Source organism: Leucobacter luti, from assembly GCF_019464495.1.
In the GTDB taxonomy this organism is placed as follows: Bacteria; Actinomycetota; Actinomycetes; order Actinomycetales; family Microbacteriaceae; genus Leucobacter; species Leucobacter luti_A.
This window is the reverse complement of sequence record NZ_CP080492.1, coordinates 845,223-870,201: the sequence shown is the minus strand read 5'-3', so window position 1 is coordinate 870,201 and position 24,979 is coordinate 845,223. Positions and strand designations below refer to the sequence as shown.

Genomic DNA, 24,979 nt, shown 5'->3' with positions numbered 1-24,979 from the left:
CCGGAGGCTCAGTCCCCGTAGACTGTCCACATGACGACGCTCGCCTTTACCAAGGGCCATGGCACGGGCAACGACTTCGTGCTTTTCACCGATCCCGACGGCGAGTGCGCGCTCACCCCAGCGCAGATCCGCTTCCTGTGCGATCGGCACACTGGTATCGGCGCCGACGGCGTGATCCGCGCAGTGCGCTCCCGTGCGCTGCCCGAGGGGGCGGCCAGTCTCGCGGAGGAGCCGGAAGCCGAGTGGTTCATGGACTACTGGAATGCCGACGGTACTCCCGCTGAAATGTGCGGGAATGGGATCCGGGTGTACGCGCACTACCTGATCACTGAGGGCCTTGTTGCGCCGGAGCGGCGTGACACACTGCCAATCGGCACACGTGCCGGAGTGAAGGACGTGCTCGCCGGAGTGAGCGGGTACACCGTGGACTTGGGCCGCTGGCGCCTCGCCGGAGAGCGACTTGTTGCCGCACAGGGTCTTGACGTTGCGCGGCCAGGGCTTGGGATCGACCTCGGGAACCCTCACGTGGTGACCGCGCTCGCGAATGCAAGCGAGCTTGACGGTCTCGATCTGCATCGGGCGCCGGCGCTTGAGCCTGCCGCTGCGGAGGGTGCAAACATCGAGTTTGTGGTGCCGGAAGAGCCGCTGATCGCAGACGGAGTCGCACGAATCCGGATGCGCGTGCACGAGCGCGGGGTCGGCGAAACGCTGTCCTGCGGCACGGGCACGGCTGCCGCGGCGCTCGCTTTCCGGCACTGGGGCGGCGAAGGGATGCCGAACCACTGGCGTGTTGACGTGCCAGGCGGGCGCCTCGCGGTGAGAATGTTCCCGACTGAGGAGGGCGAGCACGTCTCGCTCAACGGCCCAGCCCAGCTCGTCTACTCCGGCCAGATCGAACTCCCGGACGCTTAGCGGCGACGGACGGAGGCCATCAGCGCTCCGAGCGGACCGCCCGTATAACGTGGAAGCCCTTGTCGCGGGCGACGCGCTCGACAGCGAGTTCAGAGAAGGTCTCTGCGATCCAGCGCTGCAGCGAATCTGCGCCGAGGTGCTTCGCGACGACGAGGTGCGCCACACCGCCCGGGGCGAGGCGCGGCAGCCACTGGGTGAGGAGCTCGTGCAGCGCCGCTTTGCCGATCCGGATCGGCGGGTTGGAGCGAATCTCCGCAAACGTCACTGCTGCTGGGACCTCCTCAGGCGCGGCAACTCGCACCGTCGTGATCCCGAGCATCGCCGCGTTCGTGCGAGTGAGCTCACGTGAGCGCTCATTGATGTCGATCGCCCACACCTCACGTTCCGGAGTCTCAAGCGCAGCTGCGAGCGCAATCGGACCCCAGCCACAGCCGAGATCGAGCACCGCGCCACCGCGCAGCTCGGAGTCGGGATCGTGCTCGGCGGCGTGCTCTCGGCCCCGTTCGCGCTCGCGTGCGAGCGTCTTGAGTAAGATCTCCGTACCGCGATCGAGGTGCTCAGGACTGAAGACTCCGCCGGCAGTGCGGACCTTGCGTGGCGCGCCGGCGAGCTCGACCTCGATGTCTCGGGGGCGGAAGTCGCCTGCTGGGCTCTCAGAAAAGTAGTGCTGGGTCACGTGACCAGTATCGCAGGCCGCGGCCGTTGCTCCGGCCTGCGCCCACGGCGAACGACCCGTGCGCAGCTGACGCGCCCGGCGTACACTGAGAGGTCACATGACGAAACGCTCTCCTGTAGACCCAGACCAGACGACGACTGAGGATTCGACGGTCGAGGCCGCGGTGGAAACTGCTGCCCGTTCCTCCGATCCGTTGGATCGCGTGCTGTCGCGCGCCAGCGCGTCGGAATCGGCGACCGTGATCCGGGATCTCACCGGCGGGGCGCTGGCACTGGGCGACGAGTCACACGATCAGCTCGGCGCCGATCTCGACGCTATCCGGATGGAGCGCGAGGATCGCGCGTCGCTCCGCCGCGTTGTTGGGCTCTCCACCGAGCTCGAAGACGTGACCGAGGTGGAATACCGCCAGCTGCGGCTCGAGAATGTGGTGTTGATCGGGATTTACTCGCAGAAGTCGACCGATGACGCAGAGAACTCGCTCCGCGAACTGGCTGCGCTTGCGGAGACTGCGGGCGCTGAGGTGCTCGACGGCCTATTGCAGCGCCGCGCGAACCCCGATCCGGCCACCTACCTTGGCAAGGGGAAAGCGCAAGAACTCGCCGAGCTCGTCGCGGCGGTCGGCGCCGACACGGTTATCGCTGACACGGAACTCGCTCCCTCCCAGCGGCGCGCGCTTGAGGACGTCGTCAAGGTGAAGGTGATCGACCGCACCGCGGTGATCCTCGACATCTTCAGCCAGCACGCGAAAAGCCGCGAAGGCAAAGCTCAGGTCGAGCTCGCGCAGTTGCAGTATCTGCTGCCCCGTCTGCGCGGCTGGGGCGACTCGATGTCGAGGCAGGCAGGTGGCCAGGTCGGTTCTGCGGGCGCAGGTATGGGGTCCCGTGGCCCAGGCGAGACCAAGATGGAACTTGACCGGCGTAAGATCCACACGCGCATGGCGAAGCTCCGCAAACAGATCAAAGAAATGGGCCCTGCCCGCGCAGCGAAGCGCGCTAACCGGAAGCGTGCGGAGGTGCCCTCTGTCGCGATCGCCGGGTATACGAACGCTGGGAAGTCGAGTCTGCTCAACCGCCTCACCGGAACGCAGGAGTTGGTGCAGAACCAGCTGTTCGCCACACTCGACACCGCTGTGCGGCACGCCGAGACTGACGACGGGCGCCAATTCACCTTCACCGACACCGTCGGTTTTGTGCGAGCGCTGCCCCACCAGCTGGTTGAAGCGTTCCGTTCGACCTTCGAGGAAGTCGGGGAGGCCGACGTGATCCTCCACGTGGTCGACGGCTCCCACCCGGATCCGGAGGCACAGCTGCGCACCGTGCGCGAGGTCATCGCTGAGGTCGACGCACAGGGAATCCCCGAGATCGTTGCGTTCAACAAGGCCGATCTGATTGACGAGTCGCAGCGGATGGTGCTGCACGGCTTGGTGCCGGACGCGGTGTTCGTCTCGGCGCGGACCGGCGAGGGGATTGCGGAGCTCACCCGGAGAGTGCACAGTGCGCTCCCCATTCCGGACCGCGAGGTCACCGTGATCGTGCCGTATGACCGCGGTGAGCTCGTTGCTGAGATGCACGAGCGCAACCGAGTGATGGAGACTGAGTATGTTGCCGAGGGCACGCGGGTGCGCGCCTTCGTCACTGAGGAGATGCTCTCGAAGCTGACGGACTACCTGCAGTAGCGGGTGCTGCGGCTCACGCCACGTCAGCACCATCCGCACCTAGTGTCGTGGGGTATGGACCGGATCGATCCGCGCGACAAGACCCAACAGTTCCTCAGCGTCGCTCTCGGCGCCGATCCTGCCGCACAGGGACACCACGCCCTGGAGCTCTGCGAGCGTCTCACCGAGCTGCGTGATCGACTCGGTCACGTCGTGCGCAAGCCGCTGCATTTCTGATGAGAGCTCGATCCCGGCGAGCTGCTGGTTCCAATTCACCAGGAGTTCGCGAGGGATTGCGAGCACTGACTCCGACTTGGTGATTGCAGCGACGGTCTCGGCGGTGAGCGCACGGTGTGCAACTGCGTGTTCATTCATTTCTGTGAGTCCGAGGCGCAGCGACTCGGCAAGCAGCGAGATTGCCGTCGTCTGCGTTTTCTGTCGATCCGGTGCGTCGATACGTTCGATCACGAACGACGCCATCATTCGAGTGTGGAGCTTCGCGAGGGCGACCCGGAAGCGATGCTCCGCACTGTTCTCGTCGAGCCGGCGCAGCACCGCGATGAGGTCAACAGTGTAGCTCTGGATCAGCCCCTGCATCTGCGCCCAGATCGTCAGCGGCTCGAAGAGATCGGGCGGCGCCGTGCTCGACCCGGCGAGGGCCGTGATCTGCCCGATATTGCGCGAGGTTGCCTCGAGCTCGCGCTGCAGCTGGCTGCCGACGCGCTGCAGCGAGGTTGAGAGAGTGGCGAGGTGGCGCTGTTGCAGCGAAGATGAACTCAGCACCGCATCCACTTCGGTGACCGTCGCGAGAAGTTCCGCAACTTCTCCTGTGGCATCCGGGCGGTGGGGCAGTGGATCTGAGCGCCGCTCAAACCTCGCGACTTCCCGCGGAAGTGTGTGCTGCTGCAGCGCCGTGAGTGAGGGGAATCCAGCCACCGAGAGCAACTCGGTGAACTTCGCCGCCCCGCGCTCGGCGGCCGCGCGGCGCGTCACGCCAACCGCGCGCAATCCTGTCTCAAACGCCAGCAGATCTCGGTACAGGTCCCGCGCCATCGCGGCCTGAGCCTCGTCCATCGGGCGAATCCTGACCGAAAGAAAGCCCCCGGTACTGAGCGGTGTGACCGTTGCGTAGACCGAATAGGTGCTGCCGTCGGCCGCAAGGTTGGTGACGTGGCCGGCGAACGGCCGTCCGGCGAGCAGCGCGGCCCACATCTCGTGGAAGACGGCTCCTGGCATGTCAGGGTGCCGCATCATTGCGTGCGGGGAACCGATCAGTTCGACCCGTTCAAAGCGGGAAAACGAGACGAAGAGATCGTTCGCATGCTCAATCACACCGCGGCGATCCGTGGTGGAAAAGAAGATGTCTGCGATGCCGACTTCGTGAATTTCGCCGGTCGGGGCTGCCTGGTGTGCCATTGCTGTGCTTTCTTCGGCCCCCACGGTCAACACCGCTAGCCTAGCCGTAGTGGACACGCGAGTGGGCCTCGTGCCGACCCGATGTGACACTCGCTCCGTAACACTACGTAGTTCACACAGCGCAACATTCGTGCGGAGCGCGCCCGGGCAGGGTTAGCTGTGAGGTGCCCGGGATCACGCCGGGCCGTCGTCCGCCCCCGCACGATCCCGGAGGAACACCCCATGACTGCAACTTCGCAGCCTGCACCGTCCCAGACCGTCACGCCACTTCCCAACGCAACGATCCTCGGGTACCCCCGGATCGGTCGGCGCCGCGAACTGAAGCGCGCGATCGAATCGTTCTGGAAGGGCGCGACGGACGAAGCCCAGCTGGGAGAGACCGCACGCGAACTGCGTGCGGCAACGCGCACGCGCCTCGTTGAGCTCGGCCTGCCCGCGACCGGCGGTGCCGTGCCCGAGAGTTTCAGCTTCTATGACCAGGTGCTCGACGCGACGATCGCGCTCGGTGCGATCCCGCACCGCTTCGCTGACGCGGTGGGAAGCAGCGACCTCACGGCAACGTTCGCGCTTGCGCGCGGCGACAAGGATCACCAACCGCTCGAGATGACCAAGTGGTTTGACACGAACTACCACTACAGCGTTCCCGAGCTCGATGAACAGACCCCGCTCGCCGCGAACTCGGCAGCACTCGTCTCGTACCTCGCCGAGGCGAAAGAGCAGGGGATTGAGTCTCGCCCCGTGCTCGTCGGACCGGTGACCTACGCTCTGCTGGCGAAGGCGTCTGACGCCGCGGGAGAGGGCTTCGCTCCGCTCGATCGCCTCGACGAGATTGTTGCGGTGTATGCCCAGCTTCTCGCTGATCTTGCGGCGGCCGGAGCTGCTTGGGTGCAACTGGACGAGCCGGCGCTCGTTTCCGACTCGCTCTCCGTGCCACGCGCCGAGATCCTTGCTCTTGTTGAGCGGACGTACGCCACGCTCGGCGGTGCGTCGGCGCGCCCTGCGATCTTGCTGACCGCACCGTACGGCGACTCGGCCGCAGCGCTCAGCCGTCTTGCGGCGCTGCCCATCGAAGCTGTGCAGGCCGATCTCGTGCGGGGTTCCCTCCCGGAGTCCGAGCTCGCGGACGGCTCGCTCGCTGCCGCGTTCGAAGGCACACAGTTCGTTGCCGGCGTGGTCGACGGCCGGAACATCTGGCGGACGAACCTCCGCGCTGCGCTTGCCACCGCCACACGACTGCAAGACGCGGGCATCGCGACCGTGATTGGCACGAGCAACAGTCTGCAGCATGTCCCGCACGACGTCTCGGACGAGACGAAGCTTGACGCTCGGCTGCGCAGCTGGCTCGCGTTTGCCGATCAGAAGGTCGAGCAGGTGGCGATCCTCGCGAAGGGCCTGAACGACGCGGCATCGGTGGAAGCAGAACTGGCTGAAGTTGACGCGGTGCTCGCTGATCGTGCTGCTGCCCCCGGTGTCAGCACGGCCGCGATCCGGGATCGTGCTGCAGCGGTGACCGCAGCAGACCGAGACCGCGCCCCAGAGGGAGACCGCCGAGACGCGCAGCGCGCTCTGAACATCCCCGAGCTGGCCACCACCACGATCGGTTCCTTCCCGCAGACGTCCGAGATTCGTGTGGCCCGCGCGGCATTCGCTCGTGGAGAGATCGATCAGGCGGCTTACGACGGCTTCCTGCGCGCCGAGATCGAGCGTGTCATCCGGCTCCAGGAGGAGATCGGTCTCGATGTGCTCGTGCACGGCGAGGCCGAGCGCAACGACATGGTGCAGTACTTCGCCGAGTTGCTCGACGGTTTCGCAGTCACCGAGCACGGCTGGGTGCAGTCCTACGGCACGCGCGCCACGCGTCCCTCGATTCTGTGGGGTGATGTGTCCCGCCCGGCGCCCATGACGGTGGCGTGGTCAGTGTACGCGCAGTCGCTCACCGAGCGTCCGGTCAAGGGCATGCTGACGGGCCCCGTGACGATCCTCGCCTGGTCCTTCGTGCGTGATGATTTGCCGCTCGCAGACACCGCTAGCCAGGTCGCACTTGCGCTGCGTGACGAGATCAATGACCTCGTTGAGGCAGGGATCAAGATTGTCCAGGTCGACGAGCCCGCGCTGCGCGAGTTGCTCCCGCTCGACGCCGACCGTCAGGCCGCCTACCTCGACTGGTCAGTCGGTGCGTTCCGGCTCGCCACCGCTGGAGCCGCGAGCGAGGTGCAGATCCATACACATCTGTGCTACTCCGAGTTCGGTGAAATCATTGACGCGGTCGATGGTCTCGACGCTGATGTGACGAGTATCGAGGCCGCGCGCAGCCGCATGGACGTCGTCGAACCGCTCGGCGATCATGGCTATTCGCGCGGAATCGGGCCGGGCGTCTACGACATCCACTCGCCGCGCGTCCCGAGCGTGGCCGAGCAGACCGAACTGATCCAGCTCGCCGCTGCTCGGATCCCGGGAGAGCAGCTCTGGGTCAACCCCGACTGCGGGCTCAAGACCCGCGGCTACGAGGAGACCGTCGCGAGTCTCACTAACCTCGTGCAGGCGGCCCGCGCCGTCCGCGGAGCGTAGCGCCGTGACGCAGGGTGCAGCCGGGGAGCTTCCAGTGACCGACCAGGCGGAGACTCCGCAGGATCGGCCGGCCCCGGCCGCACCCTGGCCGGGTTCCGGCCTCCCCACGGAGGCCGTCGGGTCGCTCCCACGACCCTCGAATCTGCAACGCGTCGTGCTCGATGCGGAGACCGGACTTGCTTCTCAGGAGGAACTCACGGCGGAGCAGGATCGTGCCGTGGCCGATACTCTGGCTCGATTTGCAGCGACCGGTTCGCCGATCGTGAGCGACGGGGAGCAGCGCAGACAAAGCTTCGCGAGCTACCCGCTCGGCACCGCTGACGTCTCAGCCGGTCCAGTGTTCGCCGTGTTCGCCGATGGTCACCACCGGGTGATCCCAAGTCTGGCGCGCGCACCGTTCGCGTTCCAAGCTTGGGCAGCCTCTGATGTTGCTGCGGCGCGTGCACTGACGGAACTGCCGCTGAAACAGGCCGTGATCTCGCCATCAATGCTCTCATTGATGGTGCCCGCGGAGGGGCTTGGCGAGTATTCGCGCGAGGACTTCTTGGAGGACGTCGTCGCCGGCTGCGCAGAAGACATCAGACGGAGCTTTGCCGCGGGCGCATCACGCGTGTCGATTGATTTCACCGAGGGCAGACTCGCACTGCGGCGCGATGTGCGTGCTCCGTGGGCGGGGCCGGAAGCCCTCGGGGGTTTCATCGCGCTCATCAACAGGGTGCTGGATCGACTCACGCCCGAGCAGCGCGCCGCGGTGGGCGTGCACACGTGCCCGGGGAACGACAATGACTCAGCGCACAGTGCTGACGTCGACTATGCAGAGCTGCTCCCTGAGCTGTTCCAGATCGAAGCGGGGTATTTCCTGGTGCAGGCTGGGGGAGCGGGAGCCAGATCGCGTCGCGCGACTCGTTGGCCGCCAGCTGCGCGGACGGGCGCGCGGCGCTGGGCAGGCACCCCGAGTGCTGCTCGGCGTCACAAACCCCACGAACCCGAAGCTAGAAACAGCTGAGGGGATCCGGGACCAGCTCGTGCGGGCTGCGCGCTTCATCCCCGCAGAATTGCTCGGGTCGACCGACGATTGCGGGTTCTCTCCCTACCTGATCGATGAGAAGCCGCGGCACGGGTCGCCCGACTTCGCCAGAGATGTTGCGTTTGCGAAGATCGCTGCGCGCGTGCGCGGCACTGCGCTCGCGTCGACCGAACTTGCTGGCGCTGCCGCAGCAGAGCCGCTCTCCTATGCTGGCTATGGAGCGACAGGACAAGCGGTGCCTCGCGCTGCGACGCCGCACCAGGGTCCGGCGGCTGGCTCTGTGGCTGCCGAGGATTCGGTGCCCGGATCCGGGACCGCCCCACACCCGGCAGGAGGTGCTGCATGACCTCCCCGCTGCTCACCGGCAGTGCGCCGACGCGCGCCAGATTCTCGTTCGAGGTGTTCCCTGCGCGAAGCGGTGCTGCCGCGCTCGCACTCGGCCACGCCGTGCAGCACCTCTCGGCGGCCGGCCCGGACTTCATCTCGGTAACCTATGGTGCCAACGGTTCTAACCGTGATGCTTCAGTCGACCTCCTGAAGTACCTGCGAGATCACACGGACGCGCTTCCGCTCGCGCACCTCACCACAGTGGGTGAGGATCGAGCGACTGTGCGCGCTGCGATCCACAGCATCATGGATGCCGGGGTCCACGATTTCCTCGCGCTGCGCGGGGACCCACCGCGAGGACTGACGGAGGCGGATCCCGCAGTTGCTGGATCGCTCAGCTCGCTCGAACTGGTTGAGCTCGTGGCCGAGGCCCGCGCCGAGCGCCCCGCGCTGACAAGCGTCGGACGCACTGCGGTTGCCGCGTACCCGAACGGCCACCCGCTGGCTCGATCCCGCGCGGAAGACATCGACTGGCTGATCGCGAAACAGGAAGCTGGAGCACAGTTCGCGATCACGCAATTGTTTTTCCGTGCGGAAGAGTATCTCTCGTTTGTGAGTGACGCTCAGCGCGCCGGACTCCGGATCCCCGTGTTGCCTGGTCTGATGCCCGTCTCGACGAGTGCACAGCTGCGCAAAGTGGCCGAGCTCGCGGGAAGGCAGGCGCCGGAAGAGTTGACGCGCGAGATGGAAGCTGCCGGTGGATACGCACCAGAACTCGGCGTGGAGCACACGGTCGAACTGGCGCGCCAGTTGCTCGCCGGCGGCGCCCCGTCCGTGCACCTGTACACCTTTAACCGGCACGAGCGCGTGCTTGCAGTGCTGCGTGAACTCCACCTCCTGACCCCTGATCCGGTGGGGTAGCGACAGCGCTACACGGCTTGCGGGAACTCGGTCGCTGCGCGCTCTGACAGGTGTGTGAGAGCCTCCGGCACCGGCCTGCCCTGCTTTGCCATGGTGGCAGCCCAGAGCCTGCCGGCCCGATACGACGAGCGTACGAGCGGGCCGGCGAGCACGCCGGCGAAGCCGATTGCATCGGCCTCGGCCTTCAGCTCGACGAACTCCTCGGGGCGCACCCAGCGATCGATGGGGTGGTGCAACTGTGACGGGCGAAGATACTGGGTGAGCGTAAGGATGTCGCACCCTGCGTCGTGGAGCTCCTGCATAGTGTCAGTAATCTCGGCCCTGGTCTCGCCCATGCCCAGGATCAGGTTTGACTTGGTGACCATGCCGGCTGCATGGGCGAGGCTGATCACCCCGAGCGAGCGTTCGTAGCGAAAGCCGGGCCGGATCCGCTTGAAGATTCGTGGCACCGTTTCGATGTTGTGCGCGAACACCTGCGGTGCGGCATCGAACACCTGCTCCAGATCCTCGGGCCGTCCGCCGAGGTCATCCGCAAGCACTTCGACTCCCGAGCCTGGATTGAGCGCGTGGATCTGCCGGATTGTCTCGGCATAGAGCCAGGCACCCGTGTCTGGGAGATCGTCGCGCGTGACGCCCGTGATTGTGGCGTAGCGGAGCCCCATGGTGCGCACAGACTCGGCGACACGGCGTGGCTCGTCACGATCAAGTGCGAGCGGCTTTCCTGAGCTGATCATGCAGAAATCGCAGCGGCGCGTACAGATCGAGCCGCCGATGAGGAAGGTGGCTTCGCGATCCTCCCAGCACTCCGAGATATTCGGGCAGCCAGCCTCCTGGCACACGGTGTGGAGCCCGCCCGCTTGCACGAGCGATCGCACCTCCTGATACTCCGGCCCAAATCGTGCACGAGTCTTGATCCAGGGTGGCTTCCGTTCGATCGGCGTCTCTGCGTTGCGGGCTTCGATCCGGAGCAGTTTGCGCCCCTCGGGTTCTGGCCGAGTGCCCGTTGAGGGCAGCATTTGGGCGCTCACGCCACCACCTCCAGAAGTGTCGTGGCGAGTCGTGCCTGCAGAATCGGGGCGGCCTCAGCGGGAGAGATCGTGCGGCCGGCGAGCGCGCTGAGCGAGGTCACCCCGGCGTCCGAAATGCCGCAAGGCACGAACGAATCGAACGGGGTGAGGTCATTGCTGCAGTTGAGAGCGATGCCGTGAGTGACGATTCCGTCGGCTGTATGCAGGCCGATCTGAGCGAACTTGGCGGGCGCGTGTGGCAGGTGGCGGGAATCGCTCGCGCTCTGGGGCGGGTGCGCTGGGCTTTGAGCGTGCGCTGGGCGTTGCGTGTGCCCCGGGTCTTCAGCGTGCGCTCCGTCTCGGCCGTGCGCTCCGTCCCGGGCGTGCGCTGGGTTCTGGGCGTGCGCTGAGTTCTGGGCGGCTCCAGGGTGCGGGGCGTCGGGCTGGTCCGAGGCGACAGGGGGAGCCGGGGGTGCTGAGGGTGCTGAGCTGTCTTGAGCTGCCGCCCAGACGCCGGATCTGCCTGGGACGCGGAAGCCGGAGACTCCGAACTGCGCCGCGACGTCAATGAGGACCCCCTCAAGTGCCCGCACGAAGTCGACAACGCCGACTCGATCCGCGAGCCGAATCACCGGGTACACGACGAGCTGGCCGGGCCCGTGCCAGGTGACCTTGCCGCCGCGATTCACCGCTACGACCGGGGTGCCGTCTGTTGGATACTCCTCGGGGAGAGAGCGGCGTCCGGCAGTGTAGACCGGAGGATGCTCGAGGAGGAACACGGTGCCTCGGTCCGCTCCACTGCGGACGCGGTCCGCAGCCTCGCGCTGGAGCGAGAGCCCGTGTTCGTAGTCGATGAACTGCGGCGCGAGGCCTGCAATGTCGAATCTTGGCGAGGCAACACGGGGGCGCTGCGCGGGTGAAGCAGCCATGAGGAGATGGGGGGAGCTCATGCCGTCATCTTAAATAGACTCGGTGCAACAAAGCAAATTGGGTGCGTGTGAGGTGCTTGTCGATGATGTGGGAGGGGGCCGAGTTCGCGCAGGAAATTCGAGTTCTTTCGGCCCGAATTCGACAAAAGGATCCTGCGTGAGGTCGAATCTCCTGCGCGAACTCCACTTCGTTTGCGCATGGCGGTCGATGCTCGGGCTCCGCCAGGTGCTCAGGTTGCGCCAGGGGTGTGGTGTGGAAAGGCGGTTGGCGCGTGAGCGCGCACAGCACTCTGGCCCCGGACGGTGGTGTCCGGGGCCAGAGTGCTGTAGAGGAGCGTGCTGGGTTCTATTTCACCGAGCGGAAGACAGCCACGACGCGACCGAGTACCTCGGCGTGGTCGCCGAGGATTGGTTCAAATGCGCTGTTGCGGGGAAGGAGCCAGGTATGGCCGTCACGGCGCCGGAATACCTTGACAGTAGCCTCGCCGTCCAGCATCGCCGCAACGATGTCGCCGTTTTCTGCTTCGCGCTGCTGTCGAACGACCACAAAGTCGTCGTGGCAGATTGCCGCGTCGATCATGGACTCGCCCACGACCTTGAGCATGAAGAGCTGGCCGTCACCAACGAGCTGGCGGGGAAGTGGGACAACTTCTTCAACTTGCTGATCTGCCGTAATGGGGACACCCGCCGCGATTTGGCCAACGAGCGGCACAAAGGCGGTCTCCTGTGGCTGGTGCGCACCAGCATCGGCAATCGCACTGCTTGTGGAGGCGAGCTCAACCAGGATCTCGAGTGCGCGCGGCCGATTCGGGTCGCGACGAATGTATCCGCCGAGTTCCAGCCGGCTGAGCTGGTGGGTGACGCTCGAGAGTGACGACAGGCCAACGGCATCGCCAATTTCGCGCATGCTTGGCGGGTACCCGCGAGATTCAACTGAGCGCCCGATGAACTCGAGAATTGCCTGCTGCTTCTCGGTCAGTGGCTTCATGGAGTTCGGCGTGGCTGCATCGCTCATCGCTGTCCTTTCCGCCTCGGGAGGCCTGGTGTGGGGCTGGGGTCAGCGAATGTCAGTGGTACCTGATTCAGTGATCGCGTTGCTCGAAACCCTAGTCGCAACGTTCGAACGCCGGCAAACATGTGTTCGAGTGTCGCGGAAAAGATCGAAACATAGATTCGAACTCGCGGTTGCGGTTTCGATCTATCGAAGATATATTCGAAACAGATGTTCGCACGGATCTGGTATTCGCGAGCGTCACGAAGAAAGGAAGTCACCATGAGTGCCGTAGCGATTCAGGCAGTACAGCCGATTGAGTCCCGCACCCGGCTGCGCCTGACCCGGCGTGGTCGCGTCGTCTTGGGTGCCCTCGCCACAGTCTTCACCGCTGGAGTCCTCGCCTTTGTGGCAACCCTCGGTGCGCCGCAGGCGCTCGCAAGCGATGCACAGGGCGGGGGGCAGCAGTTCCACTACGTCGTGGTTCAGCCGGGCGCTTCGCTCTGGTCAGTCGCCACTGAGCTCGATGCGGGCGCGGACCCGCGCGACCTCGTTGCGGAGATCGTGCAGTTGAACCAGCTCGACGGTTCCGGTGTCGAAGCGGGTCAGCCCCTTGCGGTGCCGCTGCGCTTCTCGGATAGCCCGGCCGTGGTGTCTGCGGCAGACCTCGGCCTGTGAGAAGCTCTCTCTTCTGAGCTGGGCTGCGCGACTTGCGCAATAGGACTCGCTGAACGCGAGTGTCGTCCTGAACATGAGTGTCGGAATCGTCTTGAATATGAGTGTCGGAGTCGTCGGAGCCGAAGAACTCGATTGTTCCTTTCCCTCTCCCGTTCACCCGAGCCTGTGGCTTGAGTCTTCGCCCCCGCGCATGCAGCCTAAGCTTTCGCCCCCCCCCCGAGCCTGCGGCTTGAGCCTTCGCCCTGAATAGCGAGCTCAGATCTTGAAGCCAGCGGCTTCAGCCGCCCGATGCTGGCGCATCACGCCCGCCTCGCACCTCTCGGCTCTCCACCCTCATCTGTTGGCCCGTGACTGCCGGCTTACGGCTCTCGGCTCTCAGCTCACGGCCTGTAGTGCACGGCTCGCAGCTCACGGCCTGTAGTGCGCGGCTCGCAGCTCGCAGCTCGCAGCTCGCAGCTCGGAGCGTGTGACTGTCAGACTCAGGCCCCGGCCTGTCAGTGGGGGACTGCCTCCCATAGACTGGAGGGGTGACCAGCTTGAGCGACCTCCCACTCCGCGCAAACCTTGTCGGGAAGCAGCCGTACGGTGCCCCGCAAGATATGGTGCCCGTCAGCCTCAACGTCAACGAGAACACGCATCCGATCCCCGACGAAGTCGTCGCGGACATCGTCGCGTCTCTCGCTACTGCGGTCCGGAGCGTCAACCGCTACCCAGATCGCGAGTTTGATGAACTCCGGGCAGCGCTCGCCGGCTACCTCGGCCACGGGCTCACCCCAGCGCAACTCTGGGCTGCGAACGGCTCCAACGAGGTGCTGCAGCAGATCCTGCAGGCCTTCGGCGGGCCAGGCCGATCGCTCCTCAGTTTCACGCCCACCTACTCGATGTACCCCCTGCTCGCCTCCGGCACAGATACCACCTGGATCGACGTTCCGCGCCCAAGTGACTACGCGCTCACCCCCGAGCTCGTGGTGGCGGCGCTGGCAGAGCACCAGCCGGACATCGTGATCCTCTGTGGACCAAACAACCCCACCGGCACGCCTCTCGACCGCGAGGTCATTCTCGCGGCGTATGACGCGTTCGACGGCATCCTCATCGTCGACGAGGCATACCAAGAATTCGACACAGAACACGAGAGCGCGGTGACCCTCCTGCCCGGGCGGCATCGCCTCCTCGTGTCTCGCACGATGAGCAAGGCCTTCGCCTTCGCCGGTGTTCGGCTCGGCTATTTGGCTGCCGATCCCGCGGTCATCGACGCGCTGCGTCTCGTCCGACTTCCGTACCACCTCTCCGCGCTCACCCAGGCGGCTGCCACTGCCGCGCTCCGCCACGCAGACGCGATGCTTCGTGCGGTCGCGGATATTCGGATGCAGCGAGACCGCCTCGGCGCAGCGCTCACGGAACTGGGGTACGCAGTGCACCCCTCGGGCGCGAACTTCCTGCTCGTCGGTGGCTTCGCCGATCCAGCGGCCACCTTCGCGGCGCTCCGGGCGGAAGGCATCTTGATCCGCAACCTCAGCATCGACGGTCATCTCCGGATCACCGCGGGCACCGCAGCTGAAACCGACGCCGTGATTGCTGCGATTGCGGCGCTCGGGGCCGGCGGTGCCAGAAACGCTTGAGCACCGTCGCGCCTGCGGCCGCCAAACGTAGCTGCGCACCCGTCGGGCTCCGCATTCTGTGAACCAGCGGAGAGGCCGCGCCAGGGCCCCAGCTAGCCTGGGAGGTATGCCTCACGCCCCGGAGACTCTGCCCCGCCACGAACTCGAGCGCTCACTGCGGCGCTCCCGCACACTCAACGTCGTCCTTGCCGCCCTCGCAGTCGCGGGCCTGGTCTTCGGCGGTGTGCAGCTCGTGCGCGGGGACGCGAACGGCACGAAGGATGCCACCACTGCGGCCGGCGAAGCACGCCCACAGAGCGGTGACGGCAGCACCGGCACTCCCGCTGCAACGGTTGAGCGCCGCATCGACGGCGACACGATGGCGCTCGGCGCGCTCGACGCTCCCGTGGTGCTGAGCGAGTGGACCGACTTCCGTTGCCCCTTCTGCGCCGTGTACTCGCGTGACACCCTCCCAGTGCTCATCGAGGAGTACGTCGAGACCGGCAAGGTTCGGCTCGAAATCCATGACGTTGCCTACTTCGGCGAGGAATCCACTCGTGCGGCGGCCGCAGCGCGCGCCGCCGGGGAACAGGGCCACTACTTCGAATTCCTGAAGGCCGTCTACGATGCGGCCCCCGAGAGCGGGCACCCCGAGCTCACTCCGGACGAACTGCGTGCATTCGCGAAGACCGCTGGCGTCCCTGACCTCGCGCTCTTTGCCACCGACATGGAACGCGCTGATCTCCGCGCGGCCGTCGAGCAGAGCACTACGCAGGCCCAGCAGCTTGGAGTGAGCGGCGTGCCATTCTTCGTGGCGGACGGCAAAGCTATGAGCGGCGCGCAGCCGGTCGAGGCCTTCCGCACGATGCTCGACGAGGCCTTGGCCGCGGCCAAGCAGTAAGCCCCACTGTGAGCCTCAGTCTCCTCGGCGCCTTCCTCGGCGGAGTCCTCACTCTGCTGAGCCCCTGCTCGGTGATGCTGCTCCCGGCATTCTTCGCCTACGCCTTCTCCAGCCCCGGCGCGCTGCTTGCCCGCACGGGGGTCTTCTTCCTCGGCCTTGCCACCGCACTCGTGCCGCTTGGCCTGCTCGCTGGGACGCTCGGTGCATGGGTGAACCAGAACCGCTTCACTCTTGTCACCGTCGCTTCAGTGCTCGTGATCCTGCTCGGAGCCGCCATGCTGCTCGGGATCCGCCTGCCTGGCGTGATCCAGCAGCGCGGCGCCGAGAGCGCCTCGATCGCGTCTGTCTTTGCGCTCGGCACGGTGTACGGACTTGCGGGCGTCTGTGCCGGCCCCATGCTTGGAGCCGCTCTTGCATTCGCCGCGTTCGGTGGCAACGCACTCCTGGGTGGGCTGATCCTGCTCGTGTTTGCCGCTGGAATGACGGTGCCGCTCCTGCTGCTCGCCCTCCTCTGGGAACGGCTGCCTGCCGTGCGGAAGCTCGTGCGCCCCCGCGAGCTCGTGATCGGGCGGTGGCGCAACACCTGGACCAATATCGTCGGTGGCATCATCACGGTCGGCATCGGCGTGCTGCTCCTCGTCACTCAGGGCACCACATCGCTCGGTGGGGTGCTCGGCGCGACGGATCAGGCCAGGCTTGAGGCGGGCGTCATGCAATTCGCCAACGGAGTTCCCGACTGGGCCGTCGCTGTGCTCTTTGTTGCATTGGCTGGCACCTGGCTGACGGTATTCTTCGCACGCAGGGGCCGCGCACGTAGAGCGCAGGCGCTCGCCGAACTTGGCTAGACTGGGCCGCATGACTGCAGCCACACGCACCGTCTCACTCGAGCGTTCCACGAGCGAGTCGCAGATCAGCCTGAGCCTCGACCTCGACGGGACCGGCGCCTCTGACATCCAGACTGGCGTCCCGTTCTTCGACCATATGCTCACCGCATTCGCGCGGCACTCGCTGACCGACCTCACCGTGCGTGCGCAGGGCGATATTGAGATCGATGTGCACCACACCGTCGAGGACACGGGGATCTTGCTCGGCCAGGCGCTGCTTGAGGCGCTCGGAGACAAGCGGGGCATCTCGCGCTACGGTGACGCGCTCGTGCCTCTCGACGAGGCGCTGGCTCAGGCTGTTGTCGACATTTCGGGACGTCCGTACCTCGTGCACTCCGGCGAGCCCGCAGGCTTCGAGTTTCACCTCATCGGCGGTCACTTCACCGGCTCGATGGTGCGCCACTTTTTCGAGGCGCTGACGCTGAACGCGCGCCTCACCGTGCACCTGAAACTGATTGAGGGACGGGACCCGCACCACATCGCCGAGGCGGAGTTCAAAGCGTTCGCGAGGGCGTTTCGGCAGGCGAAGGCACTCGACCCGCTGGTCACCGGTGTGCCCTCCACCAAGGGCGCACTGTGACCGCAGCCGCCCCACGGGTCGCCGTCCTCGACTACGGTTCGGGCAACGTCCACTCGGCTGTCAAAGCGCTGGCTGCGGCGGGTGCCGAGGTCGAACTCACGAGGGATCCACGTGCAGTCCAGGCCGCTGATGGCCTGCTGGTACCTGGCGTCGGCGCGTTCGACGCCGTCATGCAGCAGTTGCGCGACGTCCGGGGTGATGAACTCATTGACCGCCGGCTCGCTGGCGGCCGCGCGGTGCTCGGCATCTGCGTCGGCCTGCAGGTGATGTTTGCGCGCGGAGTCGAGCGCGGTGTCGAGACCGAAGGGCTCGATCAGTGGCCAGGCACCGTGCGGGAGCTCGACGCCCCCGTGCTGCCGCACATGGGCTGGAACACCGTCACAGCGCCGGAAGATTCCCGCCTCTTCGCTGGCGTCGCGGACGAACGCTTCTACTTCGTGCACTCGAACGCGGCCACGGAGTGGACGATTGAGGGCCGCACCCCCTCGACGCGTCCGCGCGTAACCTGGGCAGAGCACGGCGAACGCTTTGTCGCGGCAGTGGAAAATGGCCCGCTCAGTGCGACCCAGTTCCACCCGGAGAAGTCGGGCGAGGCCGGGATTCAGTTGTTGCGCAACTGGATCGCCACGTTCTGACCCCCTGCGCACCACGATTTCACCAGACCCACACTTTTCACACGCACGAGGAGCACACCACACATGAGCGAGTTCGCTGAGGGCCCGAAACTGCAACTGCTGCCGGCGATCGACATGGTCGACGGGAAAGCCGTGCGGCTCACGCAGGGCGAAGCAGGAACCGAGACGAACTATGGCAGTCCGGTGGACGCCGCCATGGACTGGATCGACCAGGGTGCGGAGTGGATCCATCTCGTCGACCTCGACGCGGCCTTCGGGCGCGGCAGCAACGTTGCTGTGGCGCGCAAGATCGTGAAGCGCGCTGGCAATGCCATCGACATCGAGTTCTCGGGCGGGATCCGGGACGACGCGAGTCTCGAAGCTGCGCTTGAGATGGGTGCACGGCGGGTGAACCTCGGCACCGCAGCGCTCGAGAACCCTGAGTGGACGCGCTCCGTGATCGCACGCTTCGGCGATCAGATCGCGGTCGGCCTTGATGTGCGGGGCGAGACGCTCGCAGCCCGCGGCTGGACCGAAGACGGCGGCAACCTTTGGGACGTGCTGGATCGGCTGGAAGACGCGAACTGCTCGCGCTATGTGGTGACCGACGTGACAAAAGACGGCATGATGGGTGGCCCGAACGTCGAACTGTTGCGCCAGGTCGCGCTCCGCACTGACCGCCCCGTCGTGGCGTCCGGCGGTATCTCGAGCCTCGACGATCTCGTCGCGCTGCGTGCGCTCGTGCCGCTCGGCGTCGAAGGCGCAATCATCGGCAAGGCCCTCTACGACGGGGCATTTTCTCTGCCTGCGGCCCTCGACATCGCTGGCCGCCCCGCACGGGCGCACTCCTAGCCGGCACAAGCACCAGGCGCACGCGCACCATGGCGATCAAGAAACTGCCGTCCACCGGCGACGCACCTCGCACGACGGGTGTGCCAGAGAGCCTGGTGCCCGGCGGCGCTGTCGACTCCGCCGGGTTTCCGTGGGAAGGGCGGAGCTTCGACCATCACGGCACAGCGTTCGCCGACGATGATGGTGCGACACCTGAGCGGGTCGCCGCTGCGGTAGCTGAACTGCGTGCGGCTGCCGCCGACGCCGCGGCCGCCACGTCCGCCGCGACGCACTGGGAGGCCGTGGCGCGGATCGCGGACGCACACACCCGGGTGATCTTGGCGCTCGGCACCTCACGCGTGCTCGTGCCGATGCTTGCCGAGGCCGGTGACGTCGGAGTCACTCCCGAGGGCAAGACCGTGGAGAAAACGCAGGAGCTGTCGATCGTGACGGTCGCGGCTCCTGATGGCCGCCGAGTGCTGCCCGTGTTCAGCTCGGTCGAGACGCTCGGCCGCTGGCACGAAGAAGCCAGGCCGATCCCGGTGCCAGCAACGCAGGCCGCGCTCGCAGCGGTGCAGGAACTGACGGATCTGATTATTCTGGACGCCGCAACTCCGGAACTGGAGTACGGGATCCGGCGCCCCGCGCTGCGCGCCCTCGCGCTGGGCGAGACCTATGTGCCGGCCTGGGCCGACGAAGCGGTGCTCGCGGCATTTCGCGCTGCCGTCACCTCGGAGCCAGCAGTGGCGGATCTCTGGCTCTCACCAGGGGATCCGGAGGGCAGGCTGATTGCCCCCGAGGTTGATGTGAATCTGAAGCTCGCACCCGGGCTGGATCGTGAGGCCCTCACTGCGCTCCTCGAACGCGCGCAGTCCCGTTGGGCAGCATCCGAGACCATCGCCGAGCGTGTCGACTCGATGCGACTGCGTCCCATCGCGGATCAACCGAACGCGGGCAAGTAGCGCAACCCCTGCTACGCTCGCCTGATGCCTTCGGCCAGAATTCGGCCGCCGACGAAGCGAGAACGATGACGCAGACCACGACACCCACCAGCGCACCAGCACGCGCCGAATGGACCGGCCAGTTCGGGTTCATCATTTCCGCCATCGGCTCCGCGGTGGGCCTCGGCAATATCTGGCGCTTCCCCGGGGTCGCCTATGAGAATGGTGGCGGAGCATTTTTGATCCCGTACATCGTCGCGCTCTTGACCGCCGGGATCCCGATCCTGTTCCTCGACTATGCGATCGGCCACCGGTTCCGCGGCTCGGCCCCGCTCGCGCTGCGTCGCCTCGCGGGCAAGCTCGGCGAAGGGATCGGGTGGTTCCAGGTCATGATCTGCGTATTCATCGCGATCTATTACACGGCGGTGCTCGCGTGGGCCTCCAGCTACTTCGTTTTCTCCTTCGATCTGAAGTGGGGCGAGGATGCCGCACAGTACTTCACCGGTGAGTACTTGCAGCTTGCGGATGCACCGTTCACGCTTGACTTCGTACCCGCGGTGCTGGTGCCGCTCATCCTCATGTGGATCGTGGCGCTCGTAGTGCTCGGCGCTGGCGTCGTGAAGGGCGTCCAGCGGCTGAATATGATTGCGATTCCGCTCCTCGTCGCGGGCTTCCTCGTCCTCGTGGTGCGCGCGCTGTTTCTGCCGGGTGCGGCTGACGGCTTGAACGCCCTGTTCACGCCAGATTTTGCGGCGCTCGCGGATCCCTCAGTGTGGGTGGCAGCGTACAGTCAGATCTTCTTCTCGCTCTCAGTGGCATTCGGCATCATGATGACGTACTCCTCGTATCGCCGCAGACGCTCGAATATGACAGCGCCCGGTCTCGTAGTCGCGTTCGGCAACTCATCGTTTGAGATTCTGGCTGGCGTTGGCGTCTTCGCCACGCTTGGCTTCTTTGCGCATCAGCAGGGGGTCGCAGTTGCCGATCTGGAAGGTTTGAAGGGGGTCGGTCTTGCCTTCATGACGTTCCCGGCGATCGCCACCCAGATGCCGGGTGGTGAGATCTTCGGTGCGCTATTCTTCGGCGCGCTCACGCTTGCCGGATTGACGTCCATGATCTCGATCATGGAAGTGATCCTGGCCGGGGTGATGGACAAGTTCGGGCTGACGCGCAAGCGTGCGGTGTACGGGATTGGCGGAGTGCTCGCTGTGATCTCGGTGGTGTTGTTTGGCACGAGTTCGGGGCTCACTGCGCTCGACACGATCGACAACTGGGCGAACAACATCGGCATTGTGGCCTCCGCGGTGGTCATGACGATCACGGTGCTGTGGATCCGGCGGGCAGGCCGCGAACTCAGCGGACACCTGAGCGTACTCTCGACCTTCAAAGTTGGCCGCGTATGGCTCTTCTGCGTCTCGGTGCTCGGTCCGGTGGTATTGGGATACATGCTGATCGTCACCGTGATTGACCTCGTGCGGGAGCCGTTCTCCGGCTACGACGGCGGCTATCTGCTCATTGTTGGGTGGGGGTCGATTGCACTCATGATCATCGGCTCCGTCGTGTTGACCCTGAGTCCGTGGCGTTACAATCCGGATCGCTTCACGCCGTGGCCAGCACTGCCAGGCGCGAAAACGACGCGGGATCCCGTGCCAGCGCCCGCAAGTCATGCAGCGCCCCCAGCAGCACCCGAGTCGGAGGAGACGGCACGATGACGCCGATTGCGATCACCTTTCTGATCTTCGCCCTCGCCATCATTTGGGGTGGGCTGATCGCGAGCACAGTGTTTCTGATGCGCACACCCGAGGTGGCCGAGTACCCCGTTGGCGGGGAGGACGACGCGTTCGAGCGCCTGGAGTAGCGCTGCGTCTCGTCTAGAGCAGATTGATCAGCAGGATGTAGCAGGCGGTGCCGGCAGCGATGCTGAGCAGTGCACGGCGTTTGCCGAGCAGATGCACGGCGATCGTGACGGCTGCGGCCACGATTACCGCCCAGCTCTGATCCGGTCGTTGCACAAACTCGTCTCGGAGTACGACGACGGCGAGGATCAGCATGATGCCGACTGGCATCCAGCGTCCGAGCGCCTGCACGAACTTCGACTTTCGGAGCGGTTTGAGGATTGCGAACGGAAGCGCACGGAGCGCAAGCGTGATGAGCCCTGCGGTAGCGATGGCCGCGATGAGATAGCCGAGCTCAGGCACGAGCGGCCCCCGTTGTTGCGGCATAGCGGACGGCGAGGCCGCCGACGAAGATGAGCAGCGCCGCGAGCAGTGCCTGTTCGGGGAATGCGAACAGCGCGATAGTGACAGCGAGCCCAGCGAGCACGGCGGAGGGGATCTCCCTCCTGCTGCGGAGCGCGTCGAGGGTCATCACGATGAATAATGCGACGAGGGCGAACTCGAAGCCCTCGATGGGTGCGGGGAGCGCTGCGGCGAGCCAGACGCCGACGAGACCGCCGAACACCCAGTACGCCTGCATCGCGAGTTGGCCGGTCACCATCCGGGCCGAAGTGAGCTTCTCTGGCGGCATCAGCACGTAGGTCGCGTACGCCTCATCCACCATCGCGTAGATGGAGTATGCACGGGGCAGGCCGCGCGTCACTCTGGATACAGGGAACGACAGAGCGTAGAAGACATGCCGAAAGTTCACGGCGAGCACGGTGACTGCGATTGTGACGAGCGGAGTGGCGGCTGCAATCATCCCGACGAGCAGCAGTTCCACGGATCCCGCGAATACACCGATAGCGAGCGCGGGGGAGACCCACCAGGGGAGCCCGGCCTGAATGACGAGCACCCCGAGCGCGATCCCGAGCGGGAAGATACCGAGACCGACTCCGAGGGAGTCGCCGAGTCCCGCCGCGATCTGGGCTCGGCGTGAGGGTGGTGCACCCGATGGTGCGGCGTTGGAGACCGGCATAGGACTATATTCGCGGAGTTAGTGCGCAATGTGCATGCGAAAAGGTGCGCTCTTCTGCGAAATAGCGCAATATAGATGCATGGATGGACTCGATCGCGCAATAGTAGATGAGTTGGTGCGTGACGGTCGGGTGACCAACGTTGAGCTTGCGGCCCGGATTGGGCTCACCCCGGGCCCGTGTCTGCGCCGCGTGCAGCGGCTGGAGGCCGACGGCGTGATCCGCGGATACCACGCTGAGGTGGACCCTGGAGCGGTGGGCCGTGGCTTTGAAGTGATCCTGCACGTCGACCTCGTGACTCAGGAGGCGTCGGTTGTCACGAGCTTTGAGCGTGAGGCCGCCGCGCTCCATGAGGTGTCAGAGTTCAAGCGGTTGTTTGGGACGCCGGACTATTTTCTGCGGATCGCGGTCGCTGATCTCGCGGGGTACGAGGAATTCTTGACCGGCCGGATCATGTCAATTCACGGTGTCGGCAAAGTGAGCTCGCACTTCGCAATGAAGAACATTAAGGGCTGAGCTGGATGCAGCCAGTTCGCGGGTCACGCGAACAGCCCCGCACCGTGATGAACGGGGCGGGGCTGGAGCGGCGATGCTGACGCTGAGCGGTGTGGCGGGTTAGTTCACCGGGCCGGTGTACTTCTCGCCTGGCCCCTTTCCTGGAGCGTCGGGAATGACGGACGCCTCACGGAATGCGAGCTGCACCGAGCGCAGGCCGTCACGCAGGCTGCGGGCGTGCATGTCGCTGATTTCGGGGGCGCCTGCGGTGATGAGGCCGGCGAGCGCGTTGATGAGCTTGCGGCCCTCATCGAGATCGGTCTGGTTCTCCGGGTCGTCCGCAAGGCCCACCTTGACTGCTGCCGCGCTCAGCAGATGCACTGCTGCAGTGGTGATGACCTCAACCGCTGCCACGTCTGCGATGTCGCGGGTGGCCTGTGCAACGTCGTCTTGCTCCCGGCTGGAGTCCGGGGCGGCAGAATCGGTCTGCGGCTGATCGCTGGGGTTCTCGCTCATGCTGTCCTGACTGTTGCGACGGTGGTGTGCTAAGATAAGTGACGGTTCTCGGTGATCCACCGAGATGCGGAAGAGGAGATTCTCCCACCCGGCACCATTCCAAGGTTACCGGGTTGTTGGCACCCCGCCTTTCACGAGGCAGCATGAGGGTGTGGGACGGCGCGTGCGCGGTCCGGATCTTCCTCTCGCCGTGACTTCCCACAGGGAAGTGGCCACGGCCTCCCCCTCCGGGGAGTGCTCACACTGAAGCAGAGGAGCCGGCGATCAGCGATCCCCGTACGAATGACAGAATCCGCGTCACCGAGGTGCGACTGGTTGGTGCCAGTGGCGAGCAAGTCGGTGTCGTGCCGATTGAGACCGCACTGCGCATGGCGGCTGACGCCGATCTCGATCTCGTCGAGGTCGCACCGAACTCGAAGCCCCCGGTCGCCAAGATCATGGACTTTGGGAAGTTCAAGTACGAAGCTGCTCAGAAGGCCAAAGAAGCACGTCGTAACCAGGCGAACACGATCCTCAAAGAGGTCCGGTTCCGGCTCAAGATCGACAAGCACGATTACGAGACCAAGACGAAGCGTGCGATTGGGTTCCTCGCCCAGGGTGACAAGGTGAAGGCCATGATCCTCTTCCGCGGACGCGAGCAGTCGCGCCCCGAGCAGGGTGTTCGTCTCCTGCAGCAGTTTGCCGAGGACATTGCCGAGTTCGGCACAGTCGAGTCCTCGCCCCGGATCGATGGCCGCAACATGGTGATGGTCATCGCTCCGCTCAAGAACAAGTCCGAGGCCAAGGCAGAGCTCAACGCTCGCCGCGCCGAGGAAAAAGCCACGCGGAAAGCGGACAAGGCCTCCGAGGGTGACTCCTCGTCGGCCGAGCCCACCGCTGAATAACATCGGCCGCAGCTCACCCGGTGAGTTGCCGCCGTGCACAACGCAGCCTTCGGGCGCGCACACAACAAGGAGAAATCGATGCCAAAGCAGAAGACCCACTCTGGGGCCAAGAAGCGCTTCAAGCTGACCGGTACCGGCAAGCTGAAGAAGCAGCGCGCCGGCCTTCGCCACAACCTTGAGGTGAAGTCCTCGCGTCGCAAGCGCCGTCTCGGTGCTGATCAGATGCTCTCCAAGGGCGACGCCAAGCAGGCCATGAAGATGCTCGGCCACTAAGGCTCGAGTTCTGAAGCTTTTCATCACGGATTTTGTAAGGAAGAACTGAAATGGCAAGAGTAAAGCGGGCGGTAAATGCCCACAAGAAGCGTCGCGTAATCCTTGAGCGCGCCGAGGGCTACCGCGGACAGCGTTCACGCCTGTACCGCAAGGCCAAGGAGCAGGTTACTCACTCCCTCGTCTACGCGTACAATGACCGTCGCAAGAAGAAGGGCGATTTCCGTCGCCTGTGGATCCAGCGCATCAACGCTGGTGCTCGCGCCAACGGCCTGACCTACAACCGCTTCATCCAGGGCCTCAGCATTGCTGGCGTCGAGGTTGACCGCCGTATGCTCTCCGAGCTGGCGACCAACGAGCCCGCCGCATTCGCGACGCTCGTTGAGGTTGCGAAGAAGGCTCTGCCCGAGGATACCTCGGCACCGAAGGCTGCCGCGTAAGCTCGGCA

The 24,979-nt window shown here is 65.5% G+C and carries 28 protein-coding genes; 20 read left to right on the top strand and 8 right to left on the bottom strand.

Annotated elements, in window-relative coordinates:
- The first annotated feature begins 30 nt into the window (after positions 1–30).
- The gene (gene dapF, locus K1X41_RS03930) at positions 31–912 is read left to right on the top strand and encodes a diaminopimelate epimerase (RefSeq protein ID WP_132204863.1); all 882 of its coding nucleotides are present in this window, start codon (positions 31–33) and stop codon (positions 910–912) included.
- A 19-nt stretch (positions 913–931) separates the two neighbouring features.
- Here the strand turns inward: dapF and K1X41_RS03925 are convergent, their stop codons facing one another.
- Positions 932–1,588, bottom strand: a complete 657-nt coding sequence (locus K1X41_RS03925) for a class I SAM-dependent methyltransferase (protein ID WP_220175361.1) — start codon at positions 1,586–1,588, stop codon at positions 932–934.
- A gap of 97 nt (positions 1,589–1,685) precedes the next feature.
- Here K1X41_RS03925 and hflX point away from each other — a divergent pair, with 97 nt between their 5' ends.
- A complete protein-coding gene (hflX, locus tag K1X41_RS03920; protein WP_132204867.1) occupies positions 1,686–3,263 on the top strand; it encodes a GTPase HflX in 1,578 nt (525 codons plus the stop codon).
- Between the two features lie 39 nt (positions 3,264–3,302).
- Here the strand turns inward: hflX and K1X41_RS03915 are convergent, their stop codons facing one another.
- Entirely contained in the window at positions 3,303–4,658 is a 1,356-nt protein-coding gene (locus tag K1X41_RS03915; protein ID WP_220175360.1) for a PAS domain-containing protein, read from the bottom strand.
- A gap of 222 nt (positions 4,659–4,880) precedes the next feature.
- On the opposite strand from K1X41_RS03915, the gene metE reads away from it, so the two are divergent.
- From metE to K1X41_RS03900, 4 genes are read left to right on the top strand one after another with little or no spacing between them, the layout of a single operon-like run.
- On the top strand, positions 4,881–7,226 hold the full coding sequence (gene metE, locus K1X41_RS03910) for a 5-methyltetrahydropteroyltriglutamate--homocysteine S-methyltransferase (RefSeq protein ID WP_220175359.1): 2,346 nt from the start codon (positions 4,881–4,883) through the stop codon (positions 7,224–7,226).
- 34 nt (positions 7,227–7,260) lie between these two features.
- Positions 7,261–8,232 carry a uroporphyrinogen decarboxylase/cobalamine-independent methonine synthase family protein gene (locus K1X41_RS03905; protein WP_258566641.1) on the top strand — a complete coding sequence of 324 codons (972 nt, stop codon included), beginning with the start codon at positions 7,261–7,263 and terminating at the stop codon, positions 8,230–8,232.
- Entirely contained in the window at positions 8,183–8,599 is a 417-nt protein-coding gene (locus K1X41_RS15360) for a hypothetical protein (RefSeq protein WP_258566640.1), read from the top strand. The genes K1X41_RS03905 and K1X41_RS15360 overlap by 50 nt, the downstream gene beginning before the upstream one ends.
- Positions 8,596–9,501 carry a methylenetetrahydrofolate reductase gene (locus K1X41_RS03900; protein WP_133616158.1) on the top strand — a complete coding sequence of 302 codons (906 nt, stop codon included), beginning with the start codon at positions 8,596–8,598 and terminating at the stop codon, positions 9,499–9,501. The genes K1X41_RS15360 and K1X41_RS03900 overlap by 4 nt, the downstream gene beginning before the upstream one ends.
- 8 nt (positions 9,502–9,509) lie before the next feature.
- On the opposite strand, the gene lipA is transcribed toward K1X41_RS03900, so the two are convergent.
- From lipA to lexA, 3 genes are all read right to left on the bottom strand, one after another.
- Positions 9,510–10,517: a lipoyl synthase gene (gene lipA, locus K1X41_RS03895; RefSeq protein ID WP_133616247.1), complete on the bottom strand. Its 1,008-nt coding sequence runs from the start codon at positions 10,515–10,517 to the stop codon at positions 9,510–9,512.
- Between the two features lie 8 nt (positions 10,518–10,525).
- On the bottom strand, positions 10,526–11,458 hold the full coding sequence (gene lipB / locus K1X41_RS15355) for a lipoyl(octanoyl) transferase LipB (RefSeq protein WP_258566639.1): 933 nt from the start codon (positions 11,456–11,458) through the stop codon (positions 10,526–10,528).
- Positions 11,459–11,783: 325 nt separating this feature from the next.
- Positions 11,784–12,452, bottom strand: coding sequence for a transcriptional repressor LexA (lexA, locus tag K1X41_RS03885; RefSeq protein WP_132204875.1), 669 nt, complete (start codon positions 12,450–12,452; stop codon positions 11,784–11,786).
- Between the two features lie 258 nt (positions 12,453–12,710).
- Here lexA and K1X41_RS03880 point away from each other — a divergent pair, with 258 nt between their 5' ends.
- The 10 genes from K1X41_RS03880 (at position 12,711) to K1X41_RS03835 (ending at position 21,313) form a co-directional block, all read left to right on the top strand.
- Complete coding sequence (locus tag K1X41_RS03880) at positions 12,711–13,106, top strand: LysM peptidoglycan-binding domain-containing protein (RefSeq protein ID WP_132204877.1); 396 nt, start codon at positions 12,711–12,713, stop codon at positions 13,104–13,106.
- A gap of 527 nt (positions 13,107–13,633) precedes the next feature.
- Entirely contained in the window at positions 13,634–14,725 is a 1,092-nt protein-coding gene (locus tag K1X41_RS03875) for a histidinol-phosphate transaminase (RefSeq protein ID WP_220175358.1), read from the top strand.
- 106 nt (positions 14,726–14,831) lie between these two features.
- Positions 14,832–15,605, top strand: coding sequence for a DsbA family protein (locus tag K1X41_RS03870; protein ID WP_258566638.1), 774 nt, complete (start codon positions 14,832–14,834; stop codon positions 15,603–15,605).
- Positions 15,606–15,613: 8 nt separating this feature from the next.
- Positions 15,614–16,450: a cytochrome c biogenesis CcdA family protein gene (locus K1X41_RS03865; RefSeq protein WP_220175357.1), complete on the top strand. Its 837-nt coding sequence runs from the start codon at positions 15,614–15,616 to the stop codon at positions 16,448–16,450.
- Between the two features lie 10 nt (positions 16,451–16,460).
- The gene (hisB, locus tag K1X41_RS03860) at positions 16,461–17,069 is read left to right on the top strand and encodes an imidazoleglycerol-phosphate dehydratase HisB (RefSeq protein ID WP_133616163.1); all 609 of its coding nucleotides are present in this window, start codon (positions 16,461–16,463) and stop codon (positions 17,067–17,069) included.
- Positions 17,066–17,704 carry an imidazole glycerol phosphate synthase subunit HisH gene (gene hisH, locus K1X41_RS03855; protein WP_133616164.1) on the top strand — a complete coding sequence of 213 codons (639 nt, stop codon included), beginning with the start codon at positions 17,066–17,068 and terminating at the stop codon, positions 17,702–17,704. The genes hisB and hisH overlap by 4 nt, the downstream gene beginning before the upstream one ends.
- Before the next feature lie 63 nt (positions 17,705–17,767).
- On the top strand, positions 17,768–18,535 hold the full coding sequence (priA, locus tag K1X41_RS03850; protein ID WP_132204889.1) for a bifunctional 1-(5-phosphoribosyl)-5-((5-phosphoribosylamino)methylideneamino)imidazole-4-carboxamide isomerase/phosphoribosylanthranilate isomerase PriA: 768 nt from the start codon (positions 17,768–17,770) through the stop codon (positions 18,533–18,535).
- Positions 18,536–18,564: 29 nt separating this feature from the next.
- Positions 18,565–19,476 (top strand): SseB family protein, encoded by a 912-nt coding sequence (locus tag K1X41_RS03845; protein WP_133616165.1) that lies wholly within the window; start codon positions 18,565–18,567, stop codon positions 19,474–19,476.
- Positions 19,477–19,541: 65 nt separating this feature from the next.
- Positions 19,542–21,167, top strand: coding sequence for a sodium-dependent transporter (locus K1X41_RS03840; RefSeq protein ID WP_220175356.1), 1,626 nt, complete (start codon positions 19,542–19,544; stop codon positions 21,165–21,167).
- A complete protein-coding gene (locus tag K1X41_RS03835; protein WP_133616167.1) occupies positions 21,164–21,313 on the top strand; it encodes a MetS family NSS transporter small subunit in 150 nt (49 codons plus the stop codon). Before K1X41_RS03840 ends, K1X41_RS03835 begins: the two co-directional genes overlap by 4 nt.
- Positions 21,314–21,326: 13 nt before the next feature.
- Here K1X41_RS03835 and K1X41_RS03830 read toward each other — a convergent pair whose 3' ends face one another.
- Positions 21,327–21,653 carry a branched-chain amino acid transporter permease gene (locus tag K1X41_RS03830; RefSeq protein WP_132205266.1) on the bottom strand — a complete coding sequence of 109 codons (327 nt, stop codon included), beginning with the start codon at positions 21,651–21,653 and terminating at the stop codon, positions 21,327–21,329.
- Complete coding sequence (locus K1X41_RS03825) at positions 21,646–22,368, bottom strand: AzlC family ABC transporter permease (protein WP_133616168.1); 723 nt, start codon at positions 22,366–22,368, stop codon at positions 21,646–21,648. The genes K1X41_RS03830 and K1X41_RS03825 overlap by 8 nt, the downstream gene beginning before the upstream one ends.
- Positions 22,369–22,447: 79 nt before the next feature.
- Here K1X41_RS03825 and K1X41_RS03820 point away from each other — a divergent pair, with 79 nt between their 5' ends.
- Positions 22,448–22,882, top strand: a complete 435-nt coding sequence (locus K1X41_RS03820) for an Lrp/AsnC family transcriptional regulator (protein ID WP_132204899.1) — start codon at positions 22,448–22,450, stop codon at positions 22,880–22,882.
- Between the two features lie 99 nt (positions 22,883–22,981).
- Here K1X41_RS03820 and K1X41_RS03815 read toward each other — a convergent pair whose 3' ends face one another.
- Entirely contained in the window at positions 22,982–23,377 is a 396-nt protein-coding gene (locus K1X41_RS03815; RefSeq protein WP_132204901.1) for a DUF1844 domain-containing protein, read from the bottom strand.
- Between the two features lie 305 nt (positions 23,378–23,682).
- Here K1X41_RS03815 and infC point away from each other — a divergent pair, with 305 nt between their 5' ends.
- From infC to rplT, 3 genes are all read left to right on the top strand, one after another.
- On the top strand, positions 23,683–24,261 hold the full coding sequence (gene infC / locus K1X41_RS03810; RefSeq protein ID WP_243736011.1) for a translation initiation factor IF-3: 579 nt from the start codon (positions 23,683–23,685) through the stop codon (positions 24,259–24,261).
- A 78-nt stretch (positions 24,262–24,339) separates the two neighbouring features.
- On the top strand, positions 24,340–24,534 hold the full coding sequence (gene rpmI, locus K1X41_RS03805; protein WP_132204905.1) for a 50S ribosomal protein L35: 195 nt from the start codon (positions 24,340–24,342) through the stop codon (positions 24,532–24,534).
- Between the two features lie 50 nt (positions 24,535–24,584).
- Complete coding sequence (gene rplT / locus K1X41_RS03800) at positions 24,585–24,971, top strand: 50S ribosomal protein L20 (protein ID WP_132204907.1); 387 nt, start codon at positions 24,585–24,587, stop codon at positions 24,969–24,971.
- Positions 24,972–24,979: the final 8 nt, after the last annotated feature.

What these genes read in the sequence shown, in the direction of transcription:
- priA (WP_132204889.1), top strand. Translation starts at nt 17,768, where the DNA reads ATGAGCGAGTTCGCTGAGGGCCCGAAACTGCAACTGCTGCCGGCGATC.
- K1X41_RS03900 (WP_133616158.1), top strand. Translation starts at nt 8,596, where the DNA reads ATGACCTCCCCGCTGCTCACCGGCAGTGCGCCGACGCGCGCCAGATTC.
- K1X41_RS03915 (WP_220175360.1), bottom strand. Translation starts at nt 4,658, where the DNA reads ATGGCACACCAGGCAGCCCCGACCGGCGAAATTCACGAAGTCGGCATC.
- hisB (WP_133616163.1), top strand. Translation starts at nt 16,461, where the DNA reads ATGACTGCAGCCACACGCACCGTCTCACTCGAGCGTTCCACGAGCGAG.
- K1X41_RS03840 (WP_220175356.1), top strand. Translation starts at nt 19,542, where the DNA reads ATGACGCAGACCACGACACCCACCAGCGCACCAGCACGCGCCGAATGG.
- dapF (WP_132204863.1), top strand. Translation starts at nt 31, where the DNA reads ATGACGACGCTCGCCTTTACCAAGGGCCATGGCACGGGCAACGACTTC.
- lipB (WP_258566639.1), bottom strand. Translation starts at nt 11,458, where the DNA reads ATGAGCTCCCCCCATCTCCTCATGGCTGCTTCACCCGCGCAGCGCCCC.
- K1X41_RS03880 (WP_132204877.1), top strand. Translation starts at nt 12,711, where the DNA reads ATGAGTGCCGTAGCGATTCAGGCAGTACAGCCGATTGAGTCCCGCACC.
- rplT (WP_132204907.1), top strand. Translation starts at nt 24,585, where the DNA reads ATGGCAAGAGTAAAGCGGGCGGTAAATGCCCACAAGAAGCGTCGCGTA.
- K1X41_RS03845 (WP_133616165.1), top strand. Translation starts at nt 18,565, where the DNA reads ATGGCGATCAAGAAACTGCCGTCCACCGGCGACGCACCTCGCACGACG.
- rpmI (WP_132204905.1), top strand. Translation starts at nt 24,340, where the DNA reads ATGCCAAAGCAGAAGACCCACTCTGGGGCCAAGAAGCGCTTCAAGCTG.
- K1X41_RS03820 (WP_132204899.1), top strand. Translation starts at nt 22,448, where the DNA reads ATGGATGGACTCGATCGCGCAATAGTAGATGAGTTGGTGCGTGACGGT.
- K1X41_RS03815 (WP_132204901.1), bottom strand. Translation starts at nt 23,377, where the DNA reads ATGAGCGAGAACCCCAGCGATCAGCCGCAGACCGATTCTGCCGCCCCG.
- K1X41_RS03870 (WP_258566638.1), top strand. Translation starts at nt 14,832, where the DNA reads ATGCCTCACGCCCCGGAGACTCTGCCCCGCCACGAACTCGAGCGCTCA.
- lexA (WP_132204875.1), bottom strand. Translation starts at nt 12,452, where the DNA reads ATGAGCGATGCAGCCACGCCGAACTCCATGAAGCCACTGACCGAGAAG.
- metE (WP_220175359.1), top strand. Translation starts at nt 4,881, where the DNA reads ATGACTGCAACTTCGCAGCCTGCACCGTCCCAGACCGTCACGCCACTT.
- K1X41_RS03835 (WP_133616167.1), top strand. Translation starts at nt 21,164, where the DNA reads ATGACGCCGATTGCGATCACCTTTCTGATCTTCGCCCTCGCCATCATT.
- hflX (WP_132204867.1), top strand. Translation starts at nt 1,686, where the DNA reads ATGACGAAACGCTCTCCTGTAGACCCAGACCAGACGACGACTGAGGAT.
- K1X41_RS03825 (WP_133616168.1), bottom strand. Translation starts at nt 22,368, where the DNA reads ATGCCGGTCTCCAACGCCGCACCATCGGGTGCACCACCCTCACGCCGA.
- lipA (WP_133616247.1), bottom strand. Translation starts at nt 10,517, where the DNA reads ATGCTGCCCTCAACGGGCACTCGGCCAGAACCCGAGGGGCGCAAACTG.